General features: G+C 65.2%; 21 protein-coding genes. 4 read left to right on the forward strand and 17 right to left on the reverse strand.

Annotated features, from left to right (window positions below):
• Nucleotides 1-48 precede the first annotated feature (48 nt).
• From ACIGGF_RS12065 to ACIGGF_RS12125, 13 genes are all read right to left on the reverse strand, one after another.
• Nucleotides 49-324 carry an acylphosphatase gene (locus ACIGGF_RS12065; protein ID WP_397521537.1) on the reverse strand — a complete coding sequence of 92 codons (276 nt, stop codon included), beginning with the start codon at nucleotides 322-324 and terminating at the stop codon, nucleotides 49-51.
• Complete coding sequence (locus tag ACIGGF_RS12070; protein ID WP_397521538.1) at nucleotides 321-1220, reverse strand: SMP-30/gluconolactonase/LRE family protein; 900 nt, start codon at nucleotides 1218-1220, stop codon at nucleotides 321-323. Before ACIGGF_RS12070 ends, ACIGGF_RS12065 begins: the two co-directional genes overlap by 4 nt.
• A complete protein-coding gene (locus ACIGGF_RS12075; RefSeq protein ID WP_397521539.1) occupies nucleotides 1220-1648 on the reverse strand; it encodes an OsmC family protein in 429 nt (142 codons plus the stop codon). The genes ACIGGF_RS12070 and ACIGGF_RS12075 overlap by 1 nt, the downstream gene beginning before the upstream one ends.
• Nucleotides 1649-1701: 53 nt before the next feature.
• Nucleotides 1702-2568, reverse strand: coding sequence for a bifunctional DNA-formamidopyrimidine glycosylase/DNA-(apurinic or apyrimidinic site) lyase (gene mutM, locus ACIGGF_RS12080; RefSeq protein WP_397521540.1), 867 nt, complete (start codon nucleotides 2566-2568; stop codon nucleotides 1702-1704).
• Nucleotides 2568-3350, reverse strand: coding sequence for a ribonuclease III (rnc, locus tag ACIGGF_RS12085; protein WP_397521582.1), 783 nt, complete (start codon nucleotides 3348-3350; stop codon nucleotides 2568-2570). The genes mutM and rnc overlap by 1 nt, the downstream gene beginning before the upstream one ends.
• Before the next feature lie 26 nt (nucleotides 3351-3376).
• Nucleotides 3377-3559 carry a 50S ribosomal protein L32 gene (rpmF, locus tag ACIGGF_RS12090; RefSeq protein WP_032397784.1) on the reverse strand — a complete coding sequence of 61 codons (183 nt, stop codon included), beginning with the start codon at nucleotides 3557-3559 and terminating at the stop codon, nucleotides 3377-3379.
• A complete protein-coding gene (locus tag ACIGGF_RS12095; RefSeq protein WP_397521541.1) occupies nucleotides 3560-4168 on the reverse strand; it encodes a YceD family protein in 609 nt (202 codons plus the stop codon).
• A gap of 89 nt (nucleotides 4169-4257) precedes the next feature.
• The gene (locus ACIGGF_RS12100) at nucleotides 4258-5046 is read right to left on the reverse strand and encodes a DivIVA domain-containing protein (RefSeq protein WP_397521542.1); all 789 of its coding nucleotides are present in this window, start codon (nucleotides 5044-5046) and stop codon (nucleotides 4258-4260) included.
• Between the two features lie 135 nt (nucleotides 5047-5181).
• The gene (gene coaD, locus ACIGGF_RS12105) at nucleotides 5182-5670 is read right to left on the reverse strand and encodes a pantetheine-phosphate adenylyltransferase (RefSeq protein ID WP_397521543.1); all 489 of its coding nucleotides are present in this window, start codon (nucleotides 5668-5670) and stop codon (nucleotides 5182-5184) included.
• A gap of 36 nt (nucleotides 5671-5706) precedes the next feature.
• The gene (gene rsmD, locus ACIGGF_RS12110; RefSeq protein WP_397521544.1) at nucleotides 5707-6261 is read right to left on the reverse strand and encodes a 16S rRNA (guanine(966)-N(2))-methyltransferase RsmD; all 555 of its coding nucleotides are present in this window, start codon (nucleotides 6259-6261) and stop codon (nucleotides 5707-5709) included.
• A complete protein-coding gene (locus ACIGGF_RS12115; RefSeq protein WP_397521545.1) occupies nucleotides 6258-9674 on the reverse strand; it encodes a pyruvate carboxylase in 3417 nt (1138 codons plus the stop codon). Before ACIGGF_RS12115 ends, rsmD begins: the two co-directional genes overlap by 4 nt.
• A 112-nt stretch (nucleotides 9675-9786) precedes the next feature.
• Nucleotides 9787-12048, reverse strand: coding sequence for an ATP-dependent DNA helicase RecG (recG, locus tag ACIGGF_RS12120; RefSeq protein ID WP_397521546.1), 2262 nt, complete (start codon nucleotides 12046-12048; stop codon nucleotides 9787-9789).
• Between the two features lie 12 nt (nucleotides 12049-12060).
• Nucleotides 12061-13737 (reverse strand): DAK2 domain-containing protein, encoded by a 1677-nt coding sequence (locus ACIGGF_RS12125; RefSeq protein WP_397521547.1) that lies wholly within the window; start codon nucleotides 13735-13737, stop codon nucleotides 12061-12063.
• 276 nt (nucleotides 13738-14013) lie between these two features.
• Here ACIGGF_RS12125 and rpmB point away from each other — a divergent pair, with 276 nt between their 5' ends.
• On the forward strand, nucleotides 14014-14205 hold the full coding sequence (gene rpmB, locus ACIGGF_RS12130) for a 50S ribosomal protein L28 (RefSeq protein ID WP_008717389.1): 192 nt from the start codon (nucleotides 14014-14016) through the stop codon (nucleotides 14203-14205).
• Between the two features lie 153 nt (nucleotides 14206-14358).
• On the forward strand, nucleotides 14359-15132 hold the full coding sequence (locus ACIGGF_RS12135; RefSeq protein WP_397521583.1) for an enoyl-CoA hydratase/isomerase family protein: 774 nt from the start codon (nucleotides 14359-14361) through the stop codon (nucleotides 15130-15132).
• A gap of 5 nt (nucleotides 15133-15137) precedes the next feature.
• Here ACIGGF_RS12135 and ACIGGF_RS12140 read toward each other — a convergent pair whose 3' ends face one another.
• Genes ACIGGF_RS12140 through ACIGGF_RS12150 form a run of 3 tightly spaced genes read right to left on the reverse strand, consistent with a single transcriptional unit; the run spans nucleotide 15138 to nucleotide 17399 of the window.
• Entirely contained in the window at nucleotides 15138-15830 is a 693-nt protein-coding gene (locus ACIGGF_RS12140) for a uracil-DNA glycosylase (protein WP_397521548.1), read from the reverse strand.
• Nucleotides 15827-16351, reverse strand: coding sequence for a gamma carbonic anhydrase family protein (locus ACIGGF_RS12145; protein ID WP_397521549.1), 525 nt, complete (start codon nucleotides 16349-16351; stop codon nucleotides 15827-15829). The genes ACIGGF_RS12140 and ACIGGF_RS12145 overlap by 4 nt, the downstream gene beginning before the upstream one ends.
• A 37-nt stretch (nucleotides 16352-16388) precedes the next feature.
• Entirely contained in the window at nucleotides 16389-17399 is a 1011-nt protein-coding gene (locus ACIGGF_RS12150) for a thiamine-phosphate kinase (RefSeq protein WP_397521584.1), read from the reverse strand.
• A gap of 169 nt (nucleotides 17400-17568) precedes the next feature.
• Between ACIGGF_RS12150 and ACIGGF_RS12155 the strand changes: the two genes are divergently transcribed.
• Together ACIGGF_RS12155 and ACIGGF_RS12160 are read left to right on the forward strand one after the other, a co-directional pair.
• Nucleotides 17569-17817 carry an Lrp/AsnC ligand binding domain-containing protein gene (locus ACIGGF_RS12155; RefSeq protein WP_397521550.1) on the forward strand — a complete coding sequence of 83 codons (249 nt, stop codon included), beginning with the start codon at nucleotides 17569-17571 and terminating at the stop codon, nucleotides 17815-17817.
• A 3-nt stretch (nucleotides 17818-17820) separates the two neighbouring features.
• Nucleotides 17821-18438, forward strand: a complete 618-nt coding sequence (locus ACIGGF_RS12160) for a DUF3515 domain-containing protein (RefSeq protein ID WP_397521551.1) — start codon at nucleotides 17821-17823, stop codon at nucleotides 18436-18438.
• A gap of 37 nt (nucleotides 18439-18475) precedes the next feature.
• Here the strand turns inward: ACIGGF_RS12160 and ACIGGF_RS12165 are convergent, their stop codons facing one another.
• On the reverse strand, nucleotides 18476-19582 hold the full coding sequence (locus ACIGGF_RS12165; RefSeq protein ID WP_397521552.1) for a D-alanine--D-alanine ligase family protein: 1107 nt from the start codon (nucleotides 19580-19582) through the stop codon (nucleotides 18476-18478).
• Nucleotides 19583-19613 lie beyond the last annotated feature (31 nt).

The raw sequence follows: 19613 nt of genomic DNA on the forward strand, positions 1-19613 counted from the left end.
CGGTAGCACGCAGCGATCTGCGCCGAGCCGTACGCGAGCGGCGGCAGGTCACCGTTCCACGAAGCCCGTGAGTCCGCCCCGGGCGCTCTCCCAACTCTCGACCACGAGCGTGACTGATCCCGGGGTGTCACCGCCTCGAAGCAATTCCAGGAGCGCCTCGAGGCGCTCGCGTGGCCCCTCCGCGATCACCAGGACCCGTCCGTCCGCGTGGTTTGTCGCGTGTCCGACCAGTCCCAGCTCGAGTGCGCGAGAACGAGTCCACCAGCGGAACCCCACGCCCTGAACCAGGCCGTGCACCCACGCCGTCAACCGTTCGTCGTTCATGCTGGATCGATCTTTCGGACGGTTCCGTCGAAACTGGTTGCGTACAACGCTTTCGGATCGAACCCGACTCCGCCGAATGCGACGGAGGAAGTCAACGGCACATCCTCCGCGATGACGCAGGATGCTCCGGACAGCGGATCGACACGAACGACTCGTCCCGCCAGATTCTGCGCGAGATAGACCATTCCGTCGTCACCCACCGTCAGGTCGTCGGACATCGTGAGCGGTCCGAACCCGTCGATGCGAATGCGCGTGGACTGCCCTGCAAGATCCGCCCCGTCGAGCACAGTCAGCGTTGTTTCCGGATCGAAAGTGTTGGCTACGAAAACCTTTCCGTCGGCAAAACCGATGCCGTTGGCCGAACCCAGGTCGGTACGCACAGTCGACACCGAGCCGTCCAGGCCAATGCGACCGAGTCCCGACGCTCCACCGAGATTGCGCGTGAAGAACAGATCCCCTGTCGCAGAGCGAGCCAGCCCGTTGGGCATGGTCAGGCCCGACGCGTACGTCGATCTGGTCCCCGTACCGAGGTCGATCTCCCCGATCGTTCCGGTGCGCAGATCGAACAGCCCTGCGGCAGCGCTGTTTCCGGTCGTGAAGAACAGCGAATCTCCGTGCCGTACCAGTCCACCGGGCGACTCCACGCCCGATGCGAGCGTCCCCCGCTCTCCGTTCGGTGCGACGGTTCGGAGCGCGCCCGGCCCTATCGGGGAGGACTCGGAGACGATCATCGAGCCTCGGCCGTCGAACTCCAGATTCTCCAGCATTCCGAATCCGGACGCCACCGTGCTCACCGACCACGGCGTGCAGGTGCTCGACGCTTCCGCGGCAGGAGCCAGGGCGACCGATGCGCCCAGCACCACGCCCGCCACGACGACCGCCGCCCTCGGTTTCATCAGGCGTCCACGTCGATGTCCAACGTGATCTTCGTACCCGCCTTCAGTGTCCGCCCGACGGTGCACACCTTGTCGATGGCGCGCTCGACGACCGTGAGCAGACGCTCCTGAGCCTCGGGGTCCATCGCGCTGAGGTCGACTCGCAGGATCTCGTTCAGTTCCGGGTACCGCTCGTTCTCCCGATCGGCGGTACCGGACACCTCGACGGTGGCGGAGTAGTCATCTCCGAGTCGACGCGAGAGGGGTAGGTCCGAGCTCATGCCGGTGCATGCGGCAAGTGCAATTTTCAACAGCTCACCGGGTGTGAAGACGCCCTCCACCGACTCCGACCCGATGAGCACCTCGGCTCCACGGGAGCTGCGGCCGGTGTAGCGACGGGTGCCTGTGCGCTCGACCCAGAGGTTGGTCGGCGTGCTCTGTTCTGCCATGACGGAGATACTAGGCGTGACCCTTGGATGAACGCGGAACGGTCTGTTCGCCGTCAGGTTCGCACGTGCCGGGGTCGCGGCTGGCAGGTGGGGCAGCTGAACGACGAGCGATTCATGAACTTCTCACGCCTGATCGGGGCTCCGCATCGCGAACAGGGCAAGCCCTCCTGTCCGTAGGCATCGAGTGACCTGTCGAAGTAGCCGGACTGCCCGTTGACGTTGACGTACAGCGCATCGAACGAAGTTCCGCCCTGCGCAAGGGCCTCTCCCATCACCGCATGCACGGCGGTGAGCAGTCGCCGGAGGGCAGGACGGGTCAGTGTTTCCGCTATTCGGTTGCCGTGAATCTTTGCGCGCCACAGGGCTTCGTCCGCGTAGATGTTGCCGACGCCCGACAGCACGGTCTGGTCGAGAAGAGCCCGCTTGATCTCGGTGTGCTTGCCGCGCAACACGTTCACCACCGATTCCGCGTCGAACAGTGGATCGATCGGGTCGCGCGCGATGTGCGCTACCGGCTCGGGTACCGGTGTACCGTCCACCGTCACGATCGGGGCGAGCGCCCAGCCGCCGAACGTTCTCTGGTCGACGAAACGAAGATCGGTACCGTCGTCGAGTCGAGCCCGAATTCGCAGGTGCTTTTCGTCCGGTGCCGACGGGGGTTGCACCAACATCTGCCCGCTCATGCCCAGGTGCACCACGGTCGCGAAGTCGCCGGGTTCCATCACCAGCCACAAGTACTTGCCACGGCGCCGGACCGAGGAGACGCGCTGACCCCGCAGCTGACCGATCAGATCGAGTCCGCCGAGATCGTGTCGACGCACGGCGCGGGGGTGCAGTACCTCCACCGAGTCGATGGTCTTGCCCACCACATGGGATTCCAGACCGAGTCTGACGACCTCGACCTCGGGCAGTTCTGGCATCAGGAAGGGTTGATCGACGGCGCGTCTGACGCAGCAATGTCGGTGCCCGACAGCGCATTCCACGCCAAGCTCGCAGCCTTCTGCTCGGCTTCCTTCTTGGATCTTCCGACTCCGACGCCGCGAGGAAATCCGCCGATCAACACGGTGGCAGTGAACTCTTTGTCGTGATCAGGTCCGGTCGACGAGATGTCGTACGCCGGGACACCGAGCGAGCGCTCTGCAGTCAATTCCTGCAGGCTCGTCTTCCAATCCAGACCTGCACCGAGTTTGGGGGCGCGGTCCAGCAGGCCGGCAAACAAGGTCAGAACGACGGTGCGAGCGACGTCGATACCGTGCTGGAGGTGAATCGCACCCAACATCGACTCCATGCCATCGGCGAGAATGCTCGGCTTGTCGCGTCCGCCGGTCTGTTCTTCGCCCTTGCCCAGCAACAGGTGCCTACCCAGGCCGCCGTCGCCGAGACCACGCGCCACCTCGGCCAGAGCGTGCATGTTCACCACGCTCGCCCTGATCTTGGCCAGCTGTCCCTCGGATTTGGTGGGATGCACCGCGTAAAGGTGCTCGGTCACCGCCAGGCCGAGAACCGAATCGCCCAGGAACTCGAGACGTTCGTTGGTGGGAAGGCCACCGTGCTCGTAGGCGAACGAACGATGCGTCAGAGCCAACGTCAACAGCGGCTCGGCCAGGGAAACACCGATAGCGGCGAGGAGCGACTCTCGGTCGTCCCCGCCGCTCACGGCAGTCGAACTATTCTTCTGTGAATCGTCGTTGGCCCGATCCACTACCTCGTTGGTCACGTAAGCGGAGATCAGACCGCTGCGACGACCTGGCGGCCCTTGTAGGTACCGCACGACGGGCACGCGATGTGGGGCAGCGTCTTCTCACCGCAACCACGGTTGGGGCACGTCACGAGGGTGGGCGCAGTGGTTTTCCACTGTGCACGACGCGACCTCGTGTTGGAACGCGACATTTTGCGCTTCGGGACAGCCACTTACTTCTCCTCGGCTTCGTTGTTCACAAGTTCTGTGCTCGGTTCTGGATCCACGCCAAATTTGGCTGCGAGACCAGCCCAGCGAGGATCAATTGTATCGTGACTGTGGCCGGATTCAGCAATCGCCAGGCGAACGCCGCATTCTGGGCACAATCCCTCGCACTCGTCACTGCAGACGGGGTGGAGTGGAAGCTCCAGACCGACCGCGTCGACGATGACGGGTTCGAGATCTATCAGGTCGTCGACGATGCGGTGAATCTCGTCCGCATCCGTCGTCTCCTCGGTGATGCTGTTCGGATATGCGAACAGCTCCGTCAAGTAGACGTCGACATTGCCGGTGACCGGGTCGAGGCAGCGTGTGCAGTCTCCGGCCGTGGCAGCTCGCACGGAACCGGTGACGAGAACGCCCTCCGAGACCGCCTGCAATTGCAGATCGAGCGAGACCGGCACTCCGGCTTCGATCGCTATCGCATCGAGGCCGATTCGGGAAGGAGCCGGAACCGTACGCTCGATGGTCTTCGTCGACCCGGGTCGACGACCGAGGTTGAGGATGTCCAGAACGAAGCCAGCATCCAGTTCGGGACGCGTCGTTCTCTTGGGCGGGGGCACGGCTGTTCTTCCTAACTGTCGGTTTGCCTACTGTCGGTAAGCAACCCCACAACGATACGCATACGCGCATACGAGGGCAAATCACGCCCTCAGTGTCGACTGCGTCGACCGTCCTGGCTGCCGTACACGGGTTCGCCGTACGGCTCGCTGCCGTATTCCGGAACACCGGAACCCGTTCGTAACTGCTGGCGACCACGACCGACCGAGCGAATGGTGCCGCTGAGGAACTCCTCGAACTCCGCCAGCTTGGTGTCGACATAGACGTCGCATTCGCTACGCATTCGATCGGATTCGGCGTGAGCGCTGTCGATCACCCGAGCCGACTCGGCGTGAGCCGCCTGGACCACTTCGGTTTCCGACACGAGTCGGTTCTGTTCGGCGGTGCCGTCTGCGACCGACCGCTCGTACGACGCGGTACCGGACTCGATCATCCGATCGGCCTCGGTGCGGGCTCGGACGGTCAGAGCCTCGTACTCACGCTGGCCCTCGAGCACCGTCCGCTCGGCCTCCGACTCGGCATCGGCCACGAGCTGGTCGGCGTGTGCCGACGCCTCGGACACCATGCGATCTGCCTGAGCCTTGGCGTCGGCCAGAATGCGATCGGCCGAATCGCGAGCGTTCTCCACCGTGTCCTGAGCCTCGGCGTTGGCCGTGCCGACTGTCTTTTCGGCGGTGGCCCGGGCATCGCCTACCAGATTGTCGCGATGGTCCAGCACGTCCTGGGCATCGTCGAGTTCGCCGGGAATGGCGTCGCGAACATCGTCGAGCAGTTCCAGGACATCGCCACGTGGAACGACGCACCCGGCAGTCATCGGAACGCCGCGCGCCTCCTCGACAATGGCGACGAGTTCGTCGAGCGCCTCGAATACGCGGTACACCGGTTACCCCAATCGTCGAATCTGCCACTGCTCGGGCCGACCGACAAGAGATCGAGCCACACAGTGCTGCAGTTGCCAGTCTGCCTGTCCGGGCCCGCGTCGGCGCTATACCCGCCCGGTGTGTCGCCCCGCGAACTAGTCGGCGGCGCGCTCGGCGAGACGAGTGATCAGTCGTTCCTGCACGAACGGTGGCAACATTCCGGTGACGTCTCCGCCGAAGGTCGCGACCTCCTTGACGAGCGAACTCGACAGGAAGCTGTGCGCCGGATTCGCCGGGAGAAACAACGTGTCGACTCCCGTGAGTGTTCTGTTCATCTGCGCCATCTGCAGCTCGTAGTCGAAATCGACCGAGCTTCGCAGACCTTTTACGATTGCCGAAAAGCCTTCTTGCCGAGCGTAATCGACCAACAGGCCGTACCACGATCCGATTCTGACGTTCGGTAGATGCTCCGTCGCGACCTCGAGCATCTCGATCCGTTCGTCGATGCTGAACATGCCCTTCTTGCTCTTGTTCACCATCACCGTGACCACCACCTCGTCGAACGCGGCGGCGGCACGCTCGAAGATATCGAGATGACCGTTGGTCACAGGGTCGAAGGATCCAGGACACAGTGCGCCAGTCATGCCCGCGAACCTATCAGCCGATCCCGGGCTCGATCGTCACGAACGTGCCGCGATCTCGATTCGACTTTCCCCGTACTTCTTGGACCTCTCCGGAAGCAGCCCGGTCGGCCACTCCGTCTCCGGCGAACGCGACGATCGCTCGAGGACGACCATCGCATCGGACGCGAGCCATCCCCCGCTGACGAGCCGATCCAGCAGCGCCGTCACCGCTCCGTCGGTGACGGCATACGGCGGGTCGGCCAGCACCAGGTCGTATTCCGCATCCGGTTCCCCGGCCAGTACCGATGCCACCGGAGCGCACTTGACCGATGCCCCGGGCAAGCCGACCGACTCGATGTTCCGGCGCACCACCGCCGCCGCTCGCGCGTCCGATTCGACCAGTACCGCCGACGATGCTCCGCGCGACAGGGCTTCCAACCCGAGCGCACCCGATCCTGCGAACAGATCGAGAACCGCGGCACCGTCGAAATCCATCCTGCTCTCGAGAGAGCTGAACAAAGCCTCCCGAACCCGCTCGGACGTCGGGCGAGTGCCCTGGCCCGGAACCGACAGTCGTCGACCTCGTGCCGTACCGGCCACGATCCGCGTCATTCGTTCCCGGCCTCCTCGCCCGTCGACCCCCCACCGACGACGACGAGCAGATCGCCGCCTTCGACCTGCTGAACGCCGGAGATCGCCAGTCGAGTCACCGTGCCTCCGCGGGGAGCAGTGATCGCCGCCTCCATCTTCATCGCCTCGATCGTGGCGATGGTGTCGCCGGCCGAGATCTTCTGCCCCTCTTCGACGGACAGCGTGACGACTCCGGCGAACGGTGCCGGGATGTGACCGGAATTCGATCGATCCGCCTTCTCGACCGTGGGGGCCTCGCTCGAGATCGATCGGTCGCGCACCGACACCGGGCGCAGCTGACCGTTGAGAATGCACATCACGGTGCGCATACCCCGCTCGTCCGGATCGGAGATGGCTTCGAGACCGATGAGCAGTTCGACGCCCTTCTCCAGTGCCACCCGATGCTCTTCGCCCTGCCGTAGGCCGTAGAAGAACTGATTGGCCGACAACCGCGTCGTATCGCCGTACTTCTCGCGATGGGCAGCGAGTTCTGCTGTGGGACCGGGGAACAACAGACGGTTGAGAGTCTCACGGCGCTGAGCCGACGTGCCGTCGAGGCTCTTCTCGTCGTCCTCGGTGAGCGGCGTGACCGGCTTTCCGGGGCCCCGACCTTCGAGCGCCTTCGTGCGCAGCGGCTCGGGCCATCCGGCCGCCGGCGTGCCCAGGTCTCCGCGGAGGAATCCGATCACCGAATCGGGGATGTCGTAGCTGCCGGGGTTCTCGGCGAACTCCTCCGCGGAAGCCCCGGCACCGACCAGAGCCAACGCCAGGTCTCCGACGACCTTCGAGCTCGGGGTCACCTTGGTCAGGCGGCCCAACATGCGGTCGGCTGCAGCGTAATTGGCCTCGACGGTCTCGAAACGATCACCGAGTCCGAGCGAAATAGCTTGCTGCCGCAGGTTGGACAGCTGTCCGCCGGGGATCTCGTGGGTGTAGACGCGACCTGTCGGTGCCGGCAGCCCGGACTCGAACGGCGCGTACACCTTTCGTACCGCCTCCCAGTACGGCTCGAGGTCGCAGACGGCCTGCAAATTCAGACCTGTGTCGCGCTCGGTGTGTGCCGCTGCCGCGACGATCGCGGACAACGCAGGCTGACTGGTGGTGCCTGCCATCGCGGCGCAGGCACCGTCGACAGCGTCTGCCCCGGCCTCCCAGGCCGCGAGGTACGTCGCGAGTTGACCACCGGGTGTGTCGTGCGTGTGGACGTGCACGGGCAGATCGAAGTTCGACCGCAGCGCCGTCACCAGGGTTTTGGCAGCGGGGGCGCGAAGCAGTCCGGCCATGTCCTTGATGGCGAGCACGTGCGCGCCTGCGTCGACCATCTGCTCGGCCAACTTCATGTAGTAGTCGAGCGTGTAGAGCTTCTCGTTCGGGTTCGACAGATCACCGGTGTAGCTCAGGGCCACCTCGGCGAGCGCCGTGCCGGTCTCGCGCACGGCGTCGATGGCCGGACGCATCTGATCGACGTTGTTGAGCGCGTCGAAAATGCGGAAGATGTCGATCCCGGTGTCGGTGGCCTCGGCAACGAAGCTGCGGGTCACCTTCTCCGGATACGGGGTGTAGCCGACTGTGTTCCGCCCGCGCAGCAGCATCTGAATCGCGATGTTGGGCACCGCTTCTCGCAGGCTCGCCAGTCGCTCCCACGGATCCTCGTGCAGGAATCGCAATGCCACGTCGTAGGTGGCGCCACCCCACGCCTCGATGGAGAGCAGCTGCGGCGTCGTACGCGCCACGTACGGGGCGACACCGAGCAATCCGCTCGTGCGCACCCGCGTCGCCAACAGCGACTGGTGTGCGTCGCGGAAGGTGGTGTCGGTAACGCCGAGGGCCTTCTGGTTGCGCAGATCTCGGGCGAAGCCCTCTGGCCCGAGGGCGAGCAGGCGCTGCCGCGAACCGTCGGGAACAGGCGCGGAGAAATCGACCGCGGGAAGTTTGTCGTGGGGGTACACCGGGGACGGACGCTCACCGTGCGGCTTGTTGACCGTCACATCGGCCAGATAGGTGAGGATCTTGGTGCCACGGTCGCCCGAGGATCGCGACGTCAACAGTTCCGGTCGCTCCTCGATGAACGAGGTGGTGACCCGGCCTGCGGTGAAGTCCGGGTCGACCAGAACCGCCTGCAGGAACGGGATGTTCGTGGCGACGCCGCGAATTCTGAACTCTGCCACCGCACGTCGGGCCCGCGCCACGGCGGTGTCGAAATCACGGCCACGGCACGTGAGCTTGACGAGCATGGAATCGAAGTACGCGCCGACCTCCGCGCCCAGTGTCGTGCCGCCGTCGAGCCGAACCCCGGCACCGCCGGGAGTGCGGTAGGCGGTGATGCGGCCGACGTCGGGCCGGAACCCGTTCGCCGGATCCTCGGTGGTGATGCGGCATTGCAGCGCCGCACCGCGCAGAACGATGTTCTCCTGCTGCAGACCGAGATCTGCAAGCGTCTCGCCGGAGGCGATTCGCAACTGGGATTGCACCAGGTCCACATCGGTCACTTCTTCGGTGACTGTGTGCTCCACCTGAATTCGCGGATTCATCTCGATGAAGACGTGATTGCCGCGGGTGTCAAGAAGGAACTCCACGGTACCGGCGCAGGAATAGTTGATCTGCTTCGCGAACGCCACGGCGTCTGCGCAGATTCTCTCCCGCAGTTCCGCAGGTAGGTTCGGTGCCGGTGCCAATTCGATGACCTTCTGGTGGCGACGCTGCACGCTGCAGTCACGCTCGAACAGGTGCACCACGTTGCCCTGGCCGTCGGCGAGTATCTGAACCTCGATGTGCCGGGGGTCGATCACGGCCTGCTCGAGGAATACCGTCGCGTCTCCGAAAGCCGATTCCGCTTCGCGCGCAGCAGCTTCGATGGACTCGCGTAACTGAGATGCTTCGGCAACACGACGCATACCTCGGCCACCGCCGCCCGCCACCGCTTTGACGAACAGCGGGAAGGTCATCGATTCCGACGCCGCGACGAGTTCGTCGATGTCGGACGAGGGGTCCGACGACGCCAGCACCGGTAGACCTGCAGCTTTCGCTGCCGCAATCGCTCGTGCCTTGTTTCCGGTCAGCTCCAGTACATCCGCGGACGGTCCGACGAAGGTGATGCCGGCGTCGGCACACGCTGCGGCCAGATCGGGGTTCTCGGAGAGGAATCCGTACCCTGGGTACACCGCATCGGCACCGCTACGCCTGGCTGCTGCGACGATCTCGTCGACGGAAAGATACGCCCGTACCGGATGCCCCTTCTCCCCTATCTGATATGCCTCGTCGGCTTTCGTCCGGTGCACCGAGTTTCGGTCCTCGAACGGGAACACCGCAACGGTGGACGCACCGAGTTCGTAGGAGGCGCGGAAGGCACGGATGGCGATCTCGCCGCGGTTGGCAACCAAAACTTTGGAGAACATTGGCTCAACTTACCTGGCAGCGTGGTGCTCCGAGGCGTACTGATCCCAGTATGCGGGACGAATTGTGCGATTTCGACGACTGAAACGGTGCAGTGCCCGAACCGAGCGCGCCTCAGGACTTCTGCAAGTAGTCGACGCGATCCGATCGCCAGGCCGACCGCATCATCGACGCGATTCCAGGGTTGTCGGCCAACGACGGGTCCTGTGCGAACAACGTTCGCGCGCAGTCCTGCGCGTCGGCGATGATCTCTTCGTCGTCGATGAACGAGAGCAGCCGCAGGCCGCTGACCGAGCCGGACTGCGCGGCCCCGAGCACGTCGCCTTCCCGCCGGGTGGCGAGGTCGAGTTTCGCGAGTTCGAAGCCGTCGTTGGTCGCCGCCACCGCCTCCAGCCGAGCGAACGATCCACCCATCGGGCTGAGGTAGCTGATCATGATGCACAGACCCTGGTGCCCGCCACGACCGATTCGACCACGCAGCTGATGGAGCTGACTGACCCCGAATCGGTCGGCGTCCATGATGACCATGACCGTCGCATTGGGAACGTCAACGCCCACTTCGACCACCGTCGTGCACACGAGTACATCGATCTCGCCCGAGTTGAACTCGGACATCGTGATGTCCTTGTCGTCACCGGAGAGCCGCCCGTGCAGCAACCCGACCCTCAGATCGTGCATGGGCCCGGACGAGAGGGTGTCGTACATGTCCACAGCGGCCGTGGTCTCGGGTCCGTCCTCCGGTTTCGGAGTCTTCTTCTTGCCCGTCTCGGCGTCGTCGCCGTCGCCGATCCTGGAACAGACCACGTAGGCCTGACGTCCGGCAGCGACTTCCTCTCTGATGCGTTGCCACGCGCGATCCACCCACGCGGGCTTGGCTCGGGCCGGCACCACGTTGCTGATGATCGGTGATCGACCACGAGGAAGTTCTGTGAGTACCGACGTTTCGAGGTCGCCGAGTGTCGACATCGCGATGGTGCGCGGGATGGGCGTCGCCGTCATCACGAGCAAGTGGGGACTGGTGTTGCCGCGGGCCTTGGCTCGCAACGCATCTCGCTGCTCGACACCGAATCTGTGTTGCTCGTCCACGACGACCATCGCGAGATCGAGGAACTCCACTCGATCCTCGATGAGGGCGTGAGTACCGATCACGATCCCGGCGTCTCCGGTCACGGCGTCGAGGAGCGCAGACCGCTTGGCCGCGGTGGACATCGAACCGGTCAGCAGAGCGACTTTGGTCGCGAGCTCGTGCGAGCCGAGTTCCCCGCCGGCCGCGAGACTACCGAGCATCGATCTGATCGACCGAGCGTGCTGCGAGGCAAGCACTTCGGTCGGTGCCAGCAGCGCACATTGATGACCGGCGTCGATCACCTGCAACATCGCCCGCAACGCGACGATGGTCTTGCCCGAACCGACCTCGCCTTGCAGCAGTCTCGACATCGGCTGCGGGGCCGACAGATCGTTGGCGATCTCGGCCGCGACGTCGCGTTGACCGGCGGTCAACTCGAACGGCAGTCGGCGATCGAATTCGACCGCGATGCCGTCGGTGATCGGTGGGCAGCGCGCGGCCAGCCGGGTAGATGCGTCGCGTCGACGGTCCGCGAGCACGAGCTGAACGGCCAACGCCTCGTCGAATTTGAGCCGCTCACGCGCGGAGTCCTTGTCCTGCGCGGTATCCGGGAAATGAACCGATCGCAGCGCGGTGTCGATGTCGACGAGTCCGCGTTCTCGACGGACCGACTCGGGTAGCGGATCGGTCACATCGTCGAGCTGGTCGAGAACCTGACGCACGCAGCGCATGAACGTCCAGCTCTCGACATCCTTGGTCGCCGCGTAGATGGGCACGAACGCCCGATCGAACACCGACATGTCGACCGCTCCCGACGCGTCGACCGCACCGCGGGCCAGACCGGCCAGGGTTCCGCCGCCGACGATGCGACCCGCGGGTACGACGGCCCCATCGTTGTCGTCTCCGCCCAGGATGACGTAACTGGGGTGCGTGAGGTTCCAACGCTTGCCGAAGTACTTCACCTTGCCGGAGAACATTCCCCGACGACCAGGCACGACAACATGCTTGAGCTTGTGTGGACTGAAGAAGGTCGCGTCGATCCGCTGTCCGTCGGCGGCGAGCGTCACCGCGAGGAACTGCCCGTTGCGATTCTTCATCGAGCGCAGCGTCGCGGACTCGACCGTGGCCACGATGGTGATGTGGTCGCCCTCGGGAGGCTCGGTTTCGCCGAGCTCGGAACCGTGCGTCATGTAGCGATGTGGGTAGTGCCGCAGCAGATCCTCGACCGTGTGAATGCCGAAGGTGTCTGCGAGCGGAGTCGCCGCCGCGACTCCGAGAACGTGATCGAGCCGGTCCACCAGCGTTGCCATAGCCGAAATTCCCTATTCCACTCCGAATTGCACGAGGTCTCCCGGCTGCCCACCCGCGTAGACCACCACGTCGACCCCGGGGTGTGCGCCGGTCACGTACTCGGCCAGTCGATCACCGAAATCCTCCGACGCCAGTGCCCCCACCAGTACGGTCACCATCTCCCCGCCGGTGGCCAGAAGCTGATCGAGCAGACGGCACCCCGCGTCGAGTGGACGGGCGGCGACGATCACCACCTCCTGGCCTGCCAGGCCGATGCTGTCTCCCGGCTCACAGGTTCCGACCCAGGTGAGTGCTCGCTCTCGGGCGATGCGCAATGAACCCCACCTCGTGCCTGCTGCGGCCTCGGACATCGTGAACGCGTCGTCGACAGCGGCCCTGCCCGCATCGTGCACGGCGAGCGCGGCCAATCCCTGCACCATCGCCGAGCACGGCAGCATGACCACGTCCTTCCCATCGGCGCGGGCAGCAGCACCGACAGCGACGAGTTCCTGCGCCGACAACGCTCCGTTCGGCAACACCGATACTTCGCGGTGCTTCGCGGCGACGATTGCTCGCAGCAGTACAGAGGAGTCGATCGGCTCATCGCATCGCACCACCGTCGCACCCTCCCGAACGTAGAGATCCGCTGCACCGTCGCCGGCCACCAACGCCAAAATATCGCGACCCACCGACAACGCCGGTGCGCGGCGGGTGTCACCGTCGACCCCGGACCTGACGTCGACAAGACCGAAACAGGAGATGCGCACCCCGCGGACTGCTCCGGTGCCGATGCCGAGTTCGACGGCACCGCCTGGATCGGCGGTGTGGACGTGCGCGGACCAGGCCCCCGATCCGTCACCGGCCACCACCACCGAATCGCCGAGATCGGAGAGAGCTGCGCGTAATGCGGTGGCCTGCGCGTCGTCGATTCCGTGGACCACATAGACCACCTCGTATCCGAGGGGCCGGCCGTGTGTGGGAACCACCGTCTCGGGCCCGCCGGTGCAATCGTGCACCGAGATCGACCCATCGGACGCACGTGCCGATGTCCGATCGCGAGGGCGACGGTACCGCCTGCGCGGCGGAATGCGACCGGTCACCACTTCCACCAACGCATCGAACACGACCGACAGCCCGAGCGCTCCGGCGTCCACGACCCCGGCCTCGCGCAGTTCCGCCAGTTGGTCCGTCGTGCTGTCGAGGGCTCGAGCAGTGGCCTCGGCGATGTCGATGACCAATGCGGCGAGGTCGACATTGGCGTCGTGCGCCGCGGCATCGCGGTCGGCGGCGGCGAGAACGGTGAGCATCGTGCCCTCGACGGGAACGCTCACCGCATCCGAGACCAGGACCTGCGCGCGTCGCAACATCGCCTGGATGGAAACGGTGTCGAGTGGGCCGTCCGCTGCAGCCTCGGCGACTGCACGCAGTAATTGGGAGAGGATCACCCCCGAGTTGCCGCGGGCACCCGCCACCGCGCCGACGGCCAATGCACGCCCGATGGCGCGAGTGTCCGCTGCCGGCCCTGCTTCTCGCATCGATTCCACCGCGGCCCGGAACGTGAACATCAGATTGGTACCGGTGTCCGAGTCGGGGATCGGAAAGACGTTGAGTGCGTTGATCTCGTCGCACCGCGCGGTCAGAGAATCGACGCATCGGTAGGCCCACCGGCGCAGGGCTGCGGCGTCGATCGAATCGAGAACGTCGACCACCTCGAGCAGCCTCCCCCCGTTGCACCCGATAACCTGGCCCGTGTTCCGGACGCAGACAGTGCCCAGAGCTTAGTCGGGCAGGAAACTCGCGCGCGCTGTCAGTGAGCCCGGCGCAGCGTCTGCGGTGGCAGTTTGGTGATTGCGTGCAGCGCCGCTATTCTTGCAGGGTTGCCTCGAGGCGATCTTCACGCATTGCAATCCTTGCATCTGCACGCAGTTCGTTTCGATGTCTTCGACCACATGTATCGATCAACATCTATCAAGGAGTTCGCGACTATGGCTGCCGTCTGCGACGTATGCGCCAAGGGGCCCGGCTTCGGTAAGTCGGTCTCGCACTCGCACCGACGGACCAACCGTCGTTGGAACCCGAATATCCAGACCGTGCACGCTCAGGTTGCGCCTGGTAATTCCAAGCGCATGAACGTGTGCACCTCCTGCTTGAAGGCAGGCAAGGTGGTCCGGGGCTGATTCGAGCCTCGCTCTTCGTTTTCCTCCACGGCTTCGACTGCGTGCGAGAACTGTGCCCCGCCCCCGAGTTATGGGGGGCGGGGCACAGTCATGTGCGCGACGAATAGTCGGACGTCCATTAGAGTTCCTCGGGTGAGTTATTCCGACACCGACATGTCCAACAAAGTGAGCATCGAGGACGGCGTACTGCGTGTCGTCGTCGCCACCGAAGCGGGCGGCGCTTCGCTCGATCTCGAAGGCATCGAGGAGGGCACCTCGGTTCTCCGGTCCGTCAATGCCGGCACCACTGCGATCGGAAGCGTTCTGCTGATCGGTCGCGGATCCAACTTCTGCGCCGGCGGCAACGTGCGCGATTTCGCCGGTGCGGACGATCGCGGTGCCTTCGTAGGTGCGGTCGCAGACGCGTTCCACGCTTTCGTTCGTGAACTCGCGTCCGTCACCGTGCCGATCGTCGCCGGTGTACACGGCTGGGCGGCCGGTGCTGGGATGAGCCTGGTGTGTCTCACCGACATCGCCATCGGCGGACCGTCCACCAAATTGCGACCCGCCTATCCGTCGATCGGCTTCACCCCCGATGGTGGAATGTCGTGGACGCTCCCCCGCATCGTCGGTTCGGGCCGCGCGATGGACATTCTCATCAACGACTCGATCATCAACGGGGAGGAAGCCGTTCGACTCGGCATCCTCAGCCGGCTGGTGGGCGACGACATCGTCGACAGTGAGGCAGAGCGCCTCGCTCGAACCCTCGCCGTCGGTCCGACCTCCGCGTACCGGGGGATCAAGTCGCTGCTGCACGCATCCGAATCGGCCACTCTGACACAGCAGTTGGACGCGGAGGCCGCGTCGATATCGGCGGCCGCATCGTCACCGACCGGACGAGAAGGCGTCGACGCGTTCGTCGAGAAGCGGCGACCCGATTTTTCCTGATCCGATCAGGGCAGCGTCCAGTCGATCGGTTCGTCCCCACCTTCGACCAGTAACTCGTTCACGCGACTGAAGGGCTTGGACCCGAGGAACCCTCGTGACGCGGACAGCGGTGATGGGTGCGCAGATTCGATGTACGGCACGGATCCGAGCATCGGCTTCAGAGTCGCCGCATCTCGCCCCCAGAGAACTGCGACCAGACCAGGTGCGTCCGGATTCTCGGCTCGGGCGACGAGCGCGCGAATCGCCTGCTCCGTCACCGCTTCCCAGCCCTTCTTTCGGTGCGATGCGGCCTGCGAGGGTTCGACGGTGAGCACTCTGTTGAGCAACATCACGCCGCGGTCCGACCACGGGGTGAGGTCACCGGAACTCGGCGTGGGCAACCCCAGGTCGTCGGAGTACTCCTTGAAGATGTTGCTCAGGCTACGGGGAACGGGTCTGACGTCCGGTGCGACGGAAAAGCTCAGTCCTACTGCATGTCCCGGTGTCGGGTACGGATCCTGGCCGACGATGAGGACCCGCACCTGGTCGAAGGGATACTGGAACGCGCGCAGAACGTTCTCACCCGCAGGCAGGTAATGCCTTCCGGCGGCGAGCTCTTCTCGCAGAAAGTCGCCCATCGCAGCAACATTCGTCTCGACGGGGGCCAGCGCACGAGCCCACCCGGGTTCGACGCTCTCGGCCAACGGCCGGGCCGTCACCGGTCGATCCGACGCAGCGCGTCTCGGTAGTAGGCGGCGTTCGCCGAGTACATCTGTACGTTGATGTCCACGTGGCCTTCGGGGACCTGGAACCCTTCCCGAATCTTTGCCGGCACACCCAGCGCCATCGAACGTTCGGGCACCACGAACTTGAACGGCACCACCGCGCCGGCCCCCACGATCGAGCCCGCCCCGATCTTCGAGCCGTTGAGCACCACCGAGCCCGAAGCGATCAGGCAATTGTCTCCGATGACCGCACCTTCGACGTGCGCGTTGTGCCCGAGGACGCATCCGGAGCCGATCACGGTCGCGTCGATCGGGGTGCAGTGCACCACGGTGCCGTCCTGGACGTTGGTTCCTGCGCCGATGGAGATGGTGCCGTAGTCCCCCCGCAGAACGGCGTTGGGCCACACCGACGACCCGGCCGCCAGGGTCACCGCGCCGATGACGACCGCGTCGGGATGGACGTAGGCGTCGGGATGAATGTCGGGTTCGCGATCACCGAGTGCGTAGATTGCCATCTCTGCAACTTAGCCGACGCAATGGGATCGACCTCGTTCACTCACCTTCGAAGCTCGTCCATCCCGATCGGCCCGAGTGGACGCGTCCGCCCACGGTCACCCGATTCGCCGAATCGTCACCGGCATGCTCGACGCGACCGATGACAGTCCAGTGCGCCGGAACGGCGTCGAGATTGCCGAACGTGCCGACGAGTGCATGATCCTCACCGCCGGTGAGTATCCAATCCAACGCATCCACTCCCATTTCCTGTGCTGCCGAATGCAATTCGTCCGGGATGTCGAACAGCTCGGGATCGACGGCCATCGCGACGTTCGAGGCATCGGCTATGTGGCCCAGGTCGGACAACAATCCGTCGGAAACGTCGGTCAGGGACGTCGCGCCCGCCTCGGCGGCCTCGATCCCGGCGCGATACGGCGGGACGGGAACGCGGTGCGCGTCGAGCACGGCATCGTGGCCCGCCGCGTCCCGGTCTGCGAGCAGAAGGGCCAGTCCGGCGGCAGACCAGCCCAGGCGGCCGGCGTAGGCGATCAGATCACCGGCGCGTGCTCCCGATCGAAGGACTGGAGCCCTGCCCTCGAGATCACCGAGCGCGGTGATCGAGATCACCAACTCCGGTGACTGCACCACATCGCCACCGACGATGGGTGCTCCCGCGGCCACTGCCTCGAGCCACATTCCCTCGTTGAGACCGTCAGTCACCCGCACCGGCGTCTCCGCCGGACATCCGAGAGAGACGAGAAAGCCCGAACACCGAGCGCCCATCGCGGCGATATCCGCGCCGTTCTGCGCGATCGCCTTCCGTCCGATCTGCACCGGACTCGACCAGTCCAGTCGAAAGTGCCTGCCGTGCACCAACATATCCGTCGTCGCAGCGATCCTTCCGTCGGGTGCAGCGACGACGGCGGCGTCGTCACCGGGCCCGACGATGGTCGACGCAGGTTGAACGCGGTCGGCGACGGCACGGGCGATCACCTCGAATTCGCCGACCTGCGCGACGGTACGTTCGGTGCCTGCGGCCGACTCGATGCCGTGGTCGTCGATGATGATCCTCCTCGAGAAAGCGGTGCGTACGCGACCGACTCACGCGGAGCACGCAGTCCGCCTGCGGTACCTTTCAGAGGCGGCCGGGACAGCACCGACGCTGCAGGTTACGTCCCCACAGAACGTAGCCGCCCCAATTTACAGTCGAGAAGTCCGGCAGGGAAAGGGACCACCGATGGTGCAAGCATTCGTTCTCGTTCAGACCGAGGTGGGCCGCGCGACCGCCGTCGCGCAGCAGATCGAGGCCGTGGACGGAGTGGTCTCCGCGGAGGCCGTGGTCGGGCCCTACGACGTGATTGCGCGCGCCGACGGTGCATCCGACTCCGACGTCGCCGAGATCGTCTCCCGCATCCAGAAGGTGGATGCCATCACCCGTACTCTCACCTGCCCGGTCGCTCCCCGGCCGACCGCGTCGGTCGGATAACTCGTGAGCTCCACCGAGGCCGGCAACGACGACACCGACGCCCACGACGACACCGAAGGCACCGACGACACCGAAGGCACTCGCGAACAACGACACCCTGCCGTGATCGCCACCGCGATCGCGTTGCCCGTCGCGCTGGTCGTCGGAGTTCTGGTCGCCGCCATTGCGGTCAACCGTTCGCCGGTCCGCGATCCGGTCGCTCTGGGCCCGGTCGACTCCCCTGATGCCGCGAGTGCGCAGTGCACATCCCTACTCGACGCCCTGCCCGAGAACCTCGGCGACTACGCGCAAGCGGAGTTGGCCGACCCGGCACCGGTCGGAGTCCGTGCGTGGGCGTCGGACGAGGAGAACGCCGAGCCGGTCGTACTGCGCTGCGGTCTGCCCCGCCCGATCGGGTTCGATGTGGCTGCGCCGCTACAGGTGATCAACGGCGTGCAATGGTTCGAGGTGTCCGGTGCAGACGACGGAATCGATGCCAGCACATGGTTCGTCGTCGATCGCGGCGTGTACGTTGCTCTGACGATTCCCGGCGACTCGGGTCCCACTCCGTTGCAGGACGCGTCCTCGGCAGTGTCGGACACGCTGCCCCAGCAACCTCTCGACCCGGCACCGTTGCAGTAGCGCCGAGCCGTATCGATAGCCCTGCGCGGCAGGAGTTCTAACGCAAACCGGTACCGCGGGCGAGAGCGGTGTCGATCAGCGTGGCGATGAGCGTCGGATAGTCGACACCGGATTCCGCCCACATCTTGGGGTACATCGAGATCGAGGTGAACCCGGGCATCGTGTTGATCTCGTTGATGACCGGGCCGTTCTCGGTGACGAAGAAATCGACGCGCGCGAGGCCCTGACAGTCCAACGCACGGAAGGCGGCGACGGCGAGTTCACGAATACGGTCGCTCGTGGCGTCGTCGAGGGCAGCCGGGATGTCGAACTCACTGACGTCGTCGAGGTACTTGGTGTCGAAGTCGTAGAACGCATGATCGTCGATGTCCGCGTCGGGGATTCGGATCTCCGCGACAGCGCTGGCACGCACGGTGCCGTCGGGAAATTCCAGCACCCCGCACTCGACCTCACGGCCGTGGATCATGCCTTCGACGATCACCTTGGGGTCGTGTTCGCGCGCGATGGCGATCGCGGTCGGGAGCTGGTCCCACGCAGTGATGCGCGAGATTCCGATGGACGACCCGCCTCGGGCCGGTTTGACGAATGCGGGCAGCCCGATTCGGTCACGCTCGGCCGCCGTCAGGTCGTCGACGGCGCGCCTCAACACTACCTGCCGACCGATCGGCAATCCTTCGGCACCGAGTAGCTTCTTGGTGAATTCCTTGTCCATCCCCGCAGCGCTCGCCAGCACGCCCGGCCCGACATACGGGACGCCGGCCATTTCGAGCAGACCCTGCAGGGTGCCGTCCTCGCCGTACGGTCCGTGCAGAACCGGGAACACGACGTCGACGGATGCGAGCACTGCCCCGCCTCCCCCCTCGCCGAGGTCGAGCAGAGCGCCGGCGTGGCCTGGGTCCGTGCTGAGGGCAAGCGCTGATCCAGTCTTGTCCACGGTCGGCAACACCCGGTCCCGGATCGTCAGCGCATCGACATCCGAGGAGCCGAGTACCCAAGCACCGTCCGCGGTGATCCCCACCGGAACCACTTCGTACTTGGCCGGATCGAGGTTCTGCAGCACGCTACCTGCCGATACACAGGACACAGCATGCTCACTGCTGCGGCCACCGAAGACGACGGCAACTTTGATGCGGGGAGTACTCACGATGAGAAACCGTACCGCCGCGGCTCATGAA

The sequence above is a fragment of the Rhodococcus sp. NPDC078407 genome (assembly GCF_044542515.1).
Classification (GTDB): Bacteria; Actinomycetota; Actinomycetes; order Mycobacteriales; family Mycobacteriaceae; genus Rhodococcoides.

Bases quoted from the DNA above. Each gene is read 5' to 3' on its own strand.
- ACIGGF_RS12070 (WP_397521538.1), bottom strand. From the start codon at position 1,220: ATGAAACCGAGGGCGGCGGTCGTCGTGGCGGGCGTGGTGCTGGGCGCA.
- mutM (WP_397521540.1), bottom strand. From the start codon at position 2,568: ATGCCAGAACTGCCCGAGGTCGAGGTCGTCAGACTCGGTCTGGAATCC.
- recG (WP_397521546.1), bottom strand. From the start codon at position 12,048: ATGGCAACGCTGGTGGACCGGCTCGATCACGTTCTCGGAGTCGCGGCG.
- rsmD (WP_397521544.1), bottom strand. From the start codon at position 6,261: ATGACGCGGATCGTGGCCGGTACGGCACGAGGTCGACGACTGTCGGTT.
- ACIGGF_RS12145 (WP_397521549.1), bottom strand. From the start codon at position 16,351: ATGGCAATCTACGCACTCGGTGATCGCGAACCCGACATTCATCCCGAC.
- ACIGGF_RS12155 (WP_397521550.1), top strand. From the start codon at position 17,569: ATGGTGCAAGCATTCGTTCTCGTTCAGACCGAGGTGGGCCGCGCGACC.
- ACIGGF_RS12115 (WP_397521545.1), bottom strand. From the start codon at position 9,674: ATGTTCTCCAAAGTTTTGGTTGCCAACCGCGGCGAGATCGCCATCCGT.
- ACIGGF_RS12065 (WP_397521537.1), bottom strand. From the start codon at position 324: ATGAACGACGAACGGTTGACGGCGTGGGTGCACGGCCTGGTTCAGGGC.
- ACIGGF_RS12075 (WP_397521539.1), bottom strand. From the start codon at position 1,648: ATGGCAGAACAGAGCACGCCGACCAACCTCTGGGTCGAGCGCACAGGC.
- rpmB (WP_008717389.1), top strand. From the start codon at position 14,014: ATGGCTGCCGTCTGCGACGTATGCGCCAAGGGGCCCGGCTTCGGTAAG.
- ACIGGF_RS12135 (WP_397521583.1), top strand. From the start codon at position 14,359: ATGTCCAACAAAGTGAGCATCGAGGACGGCGTACTGCGTGTCGTCGTC.
- coaD (WP_397521543.1), bottom strand. From the start codon at position 5,670: ATGACTGGCGCACTGTGTCCTGGATCCTTCGACCCTGTGACCAACGGT.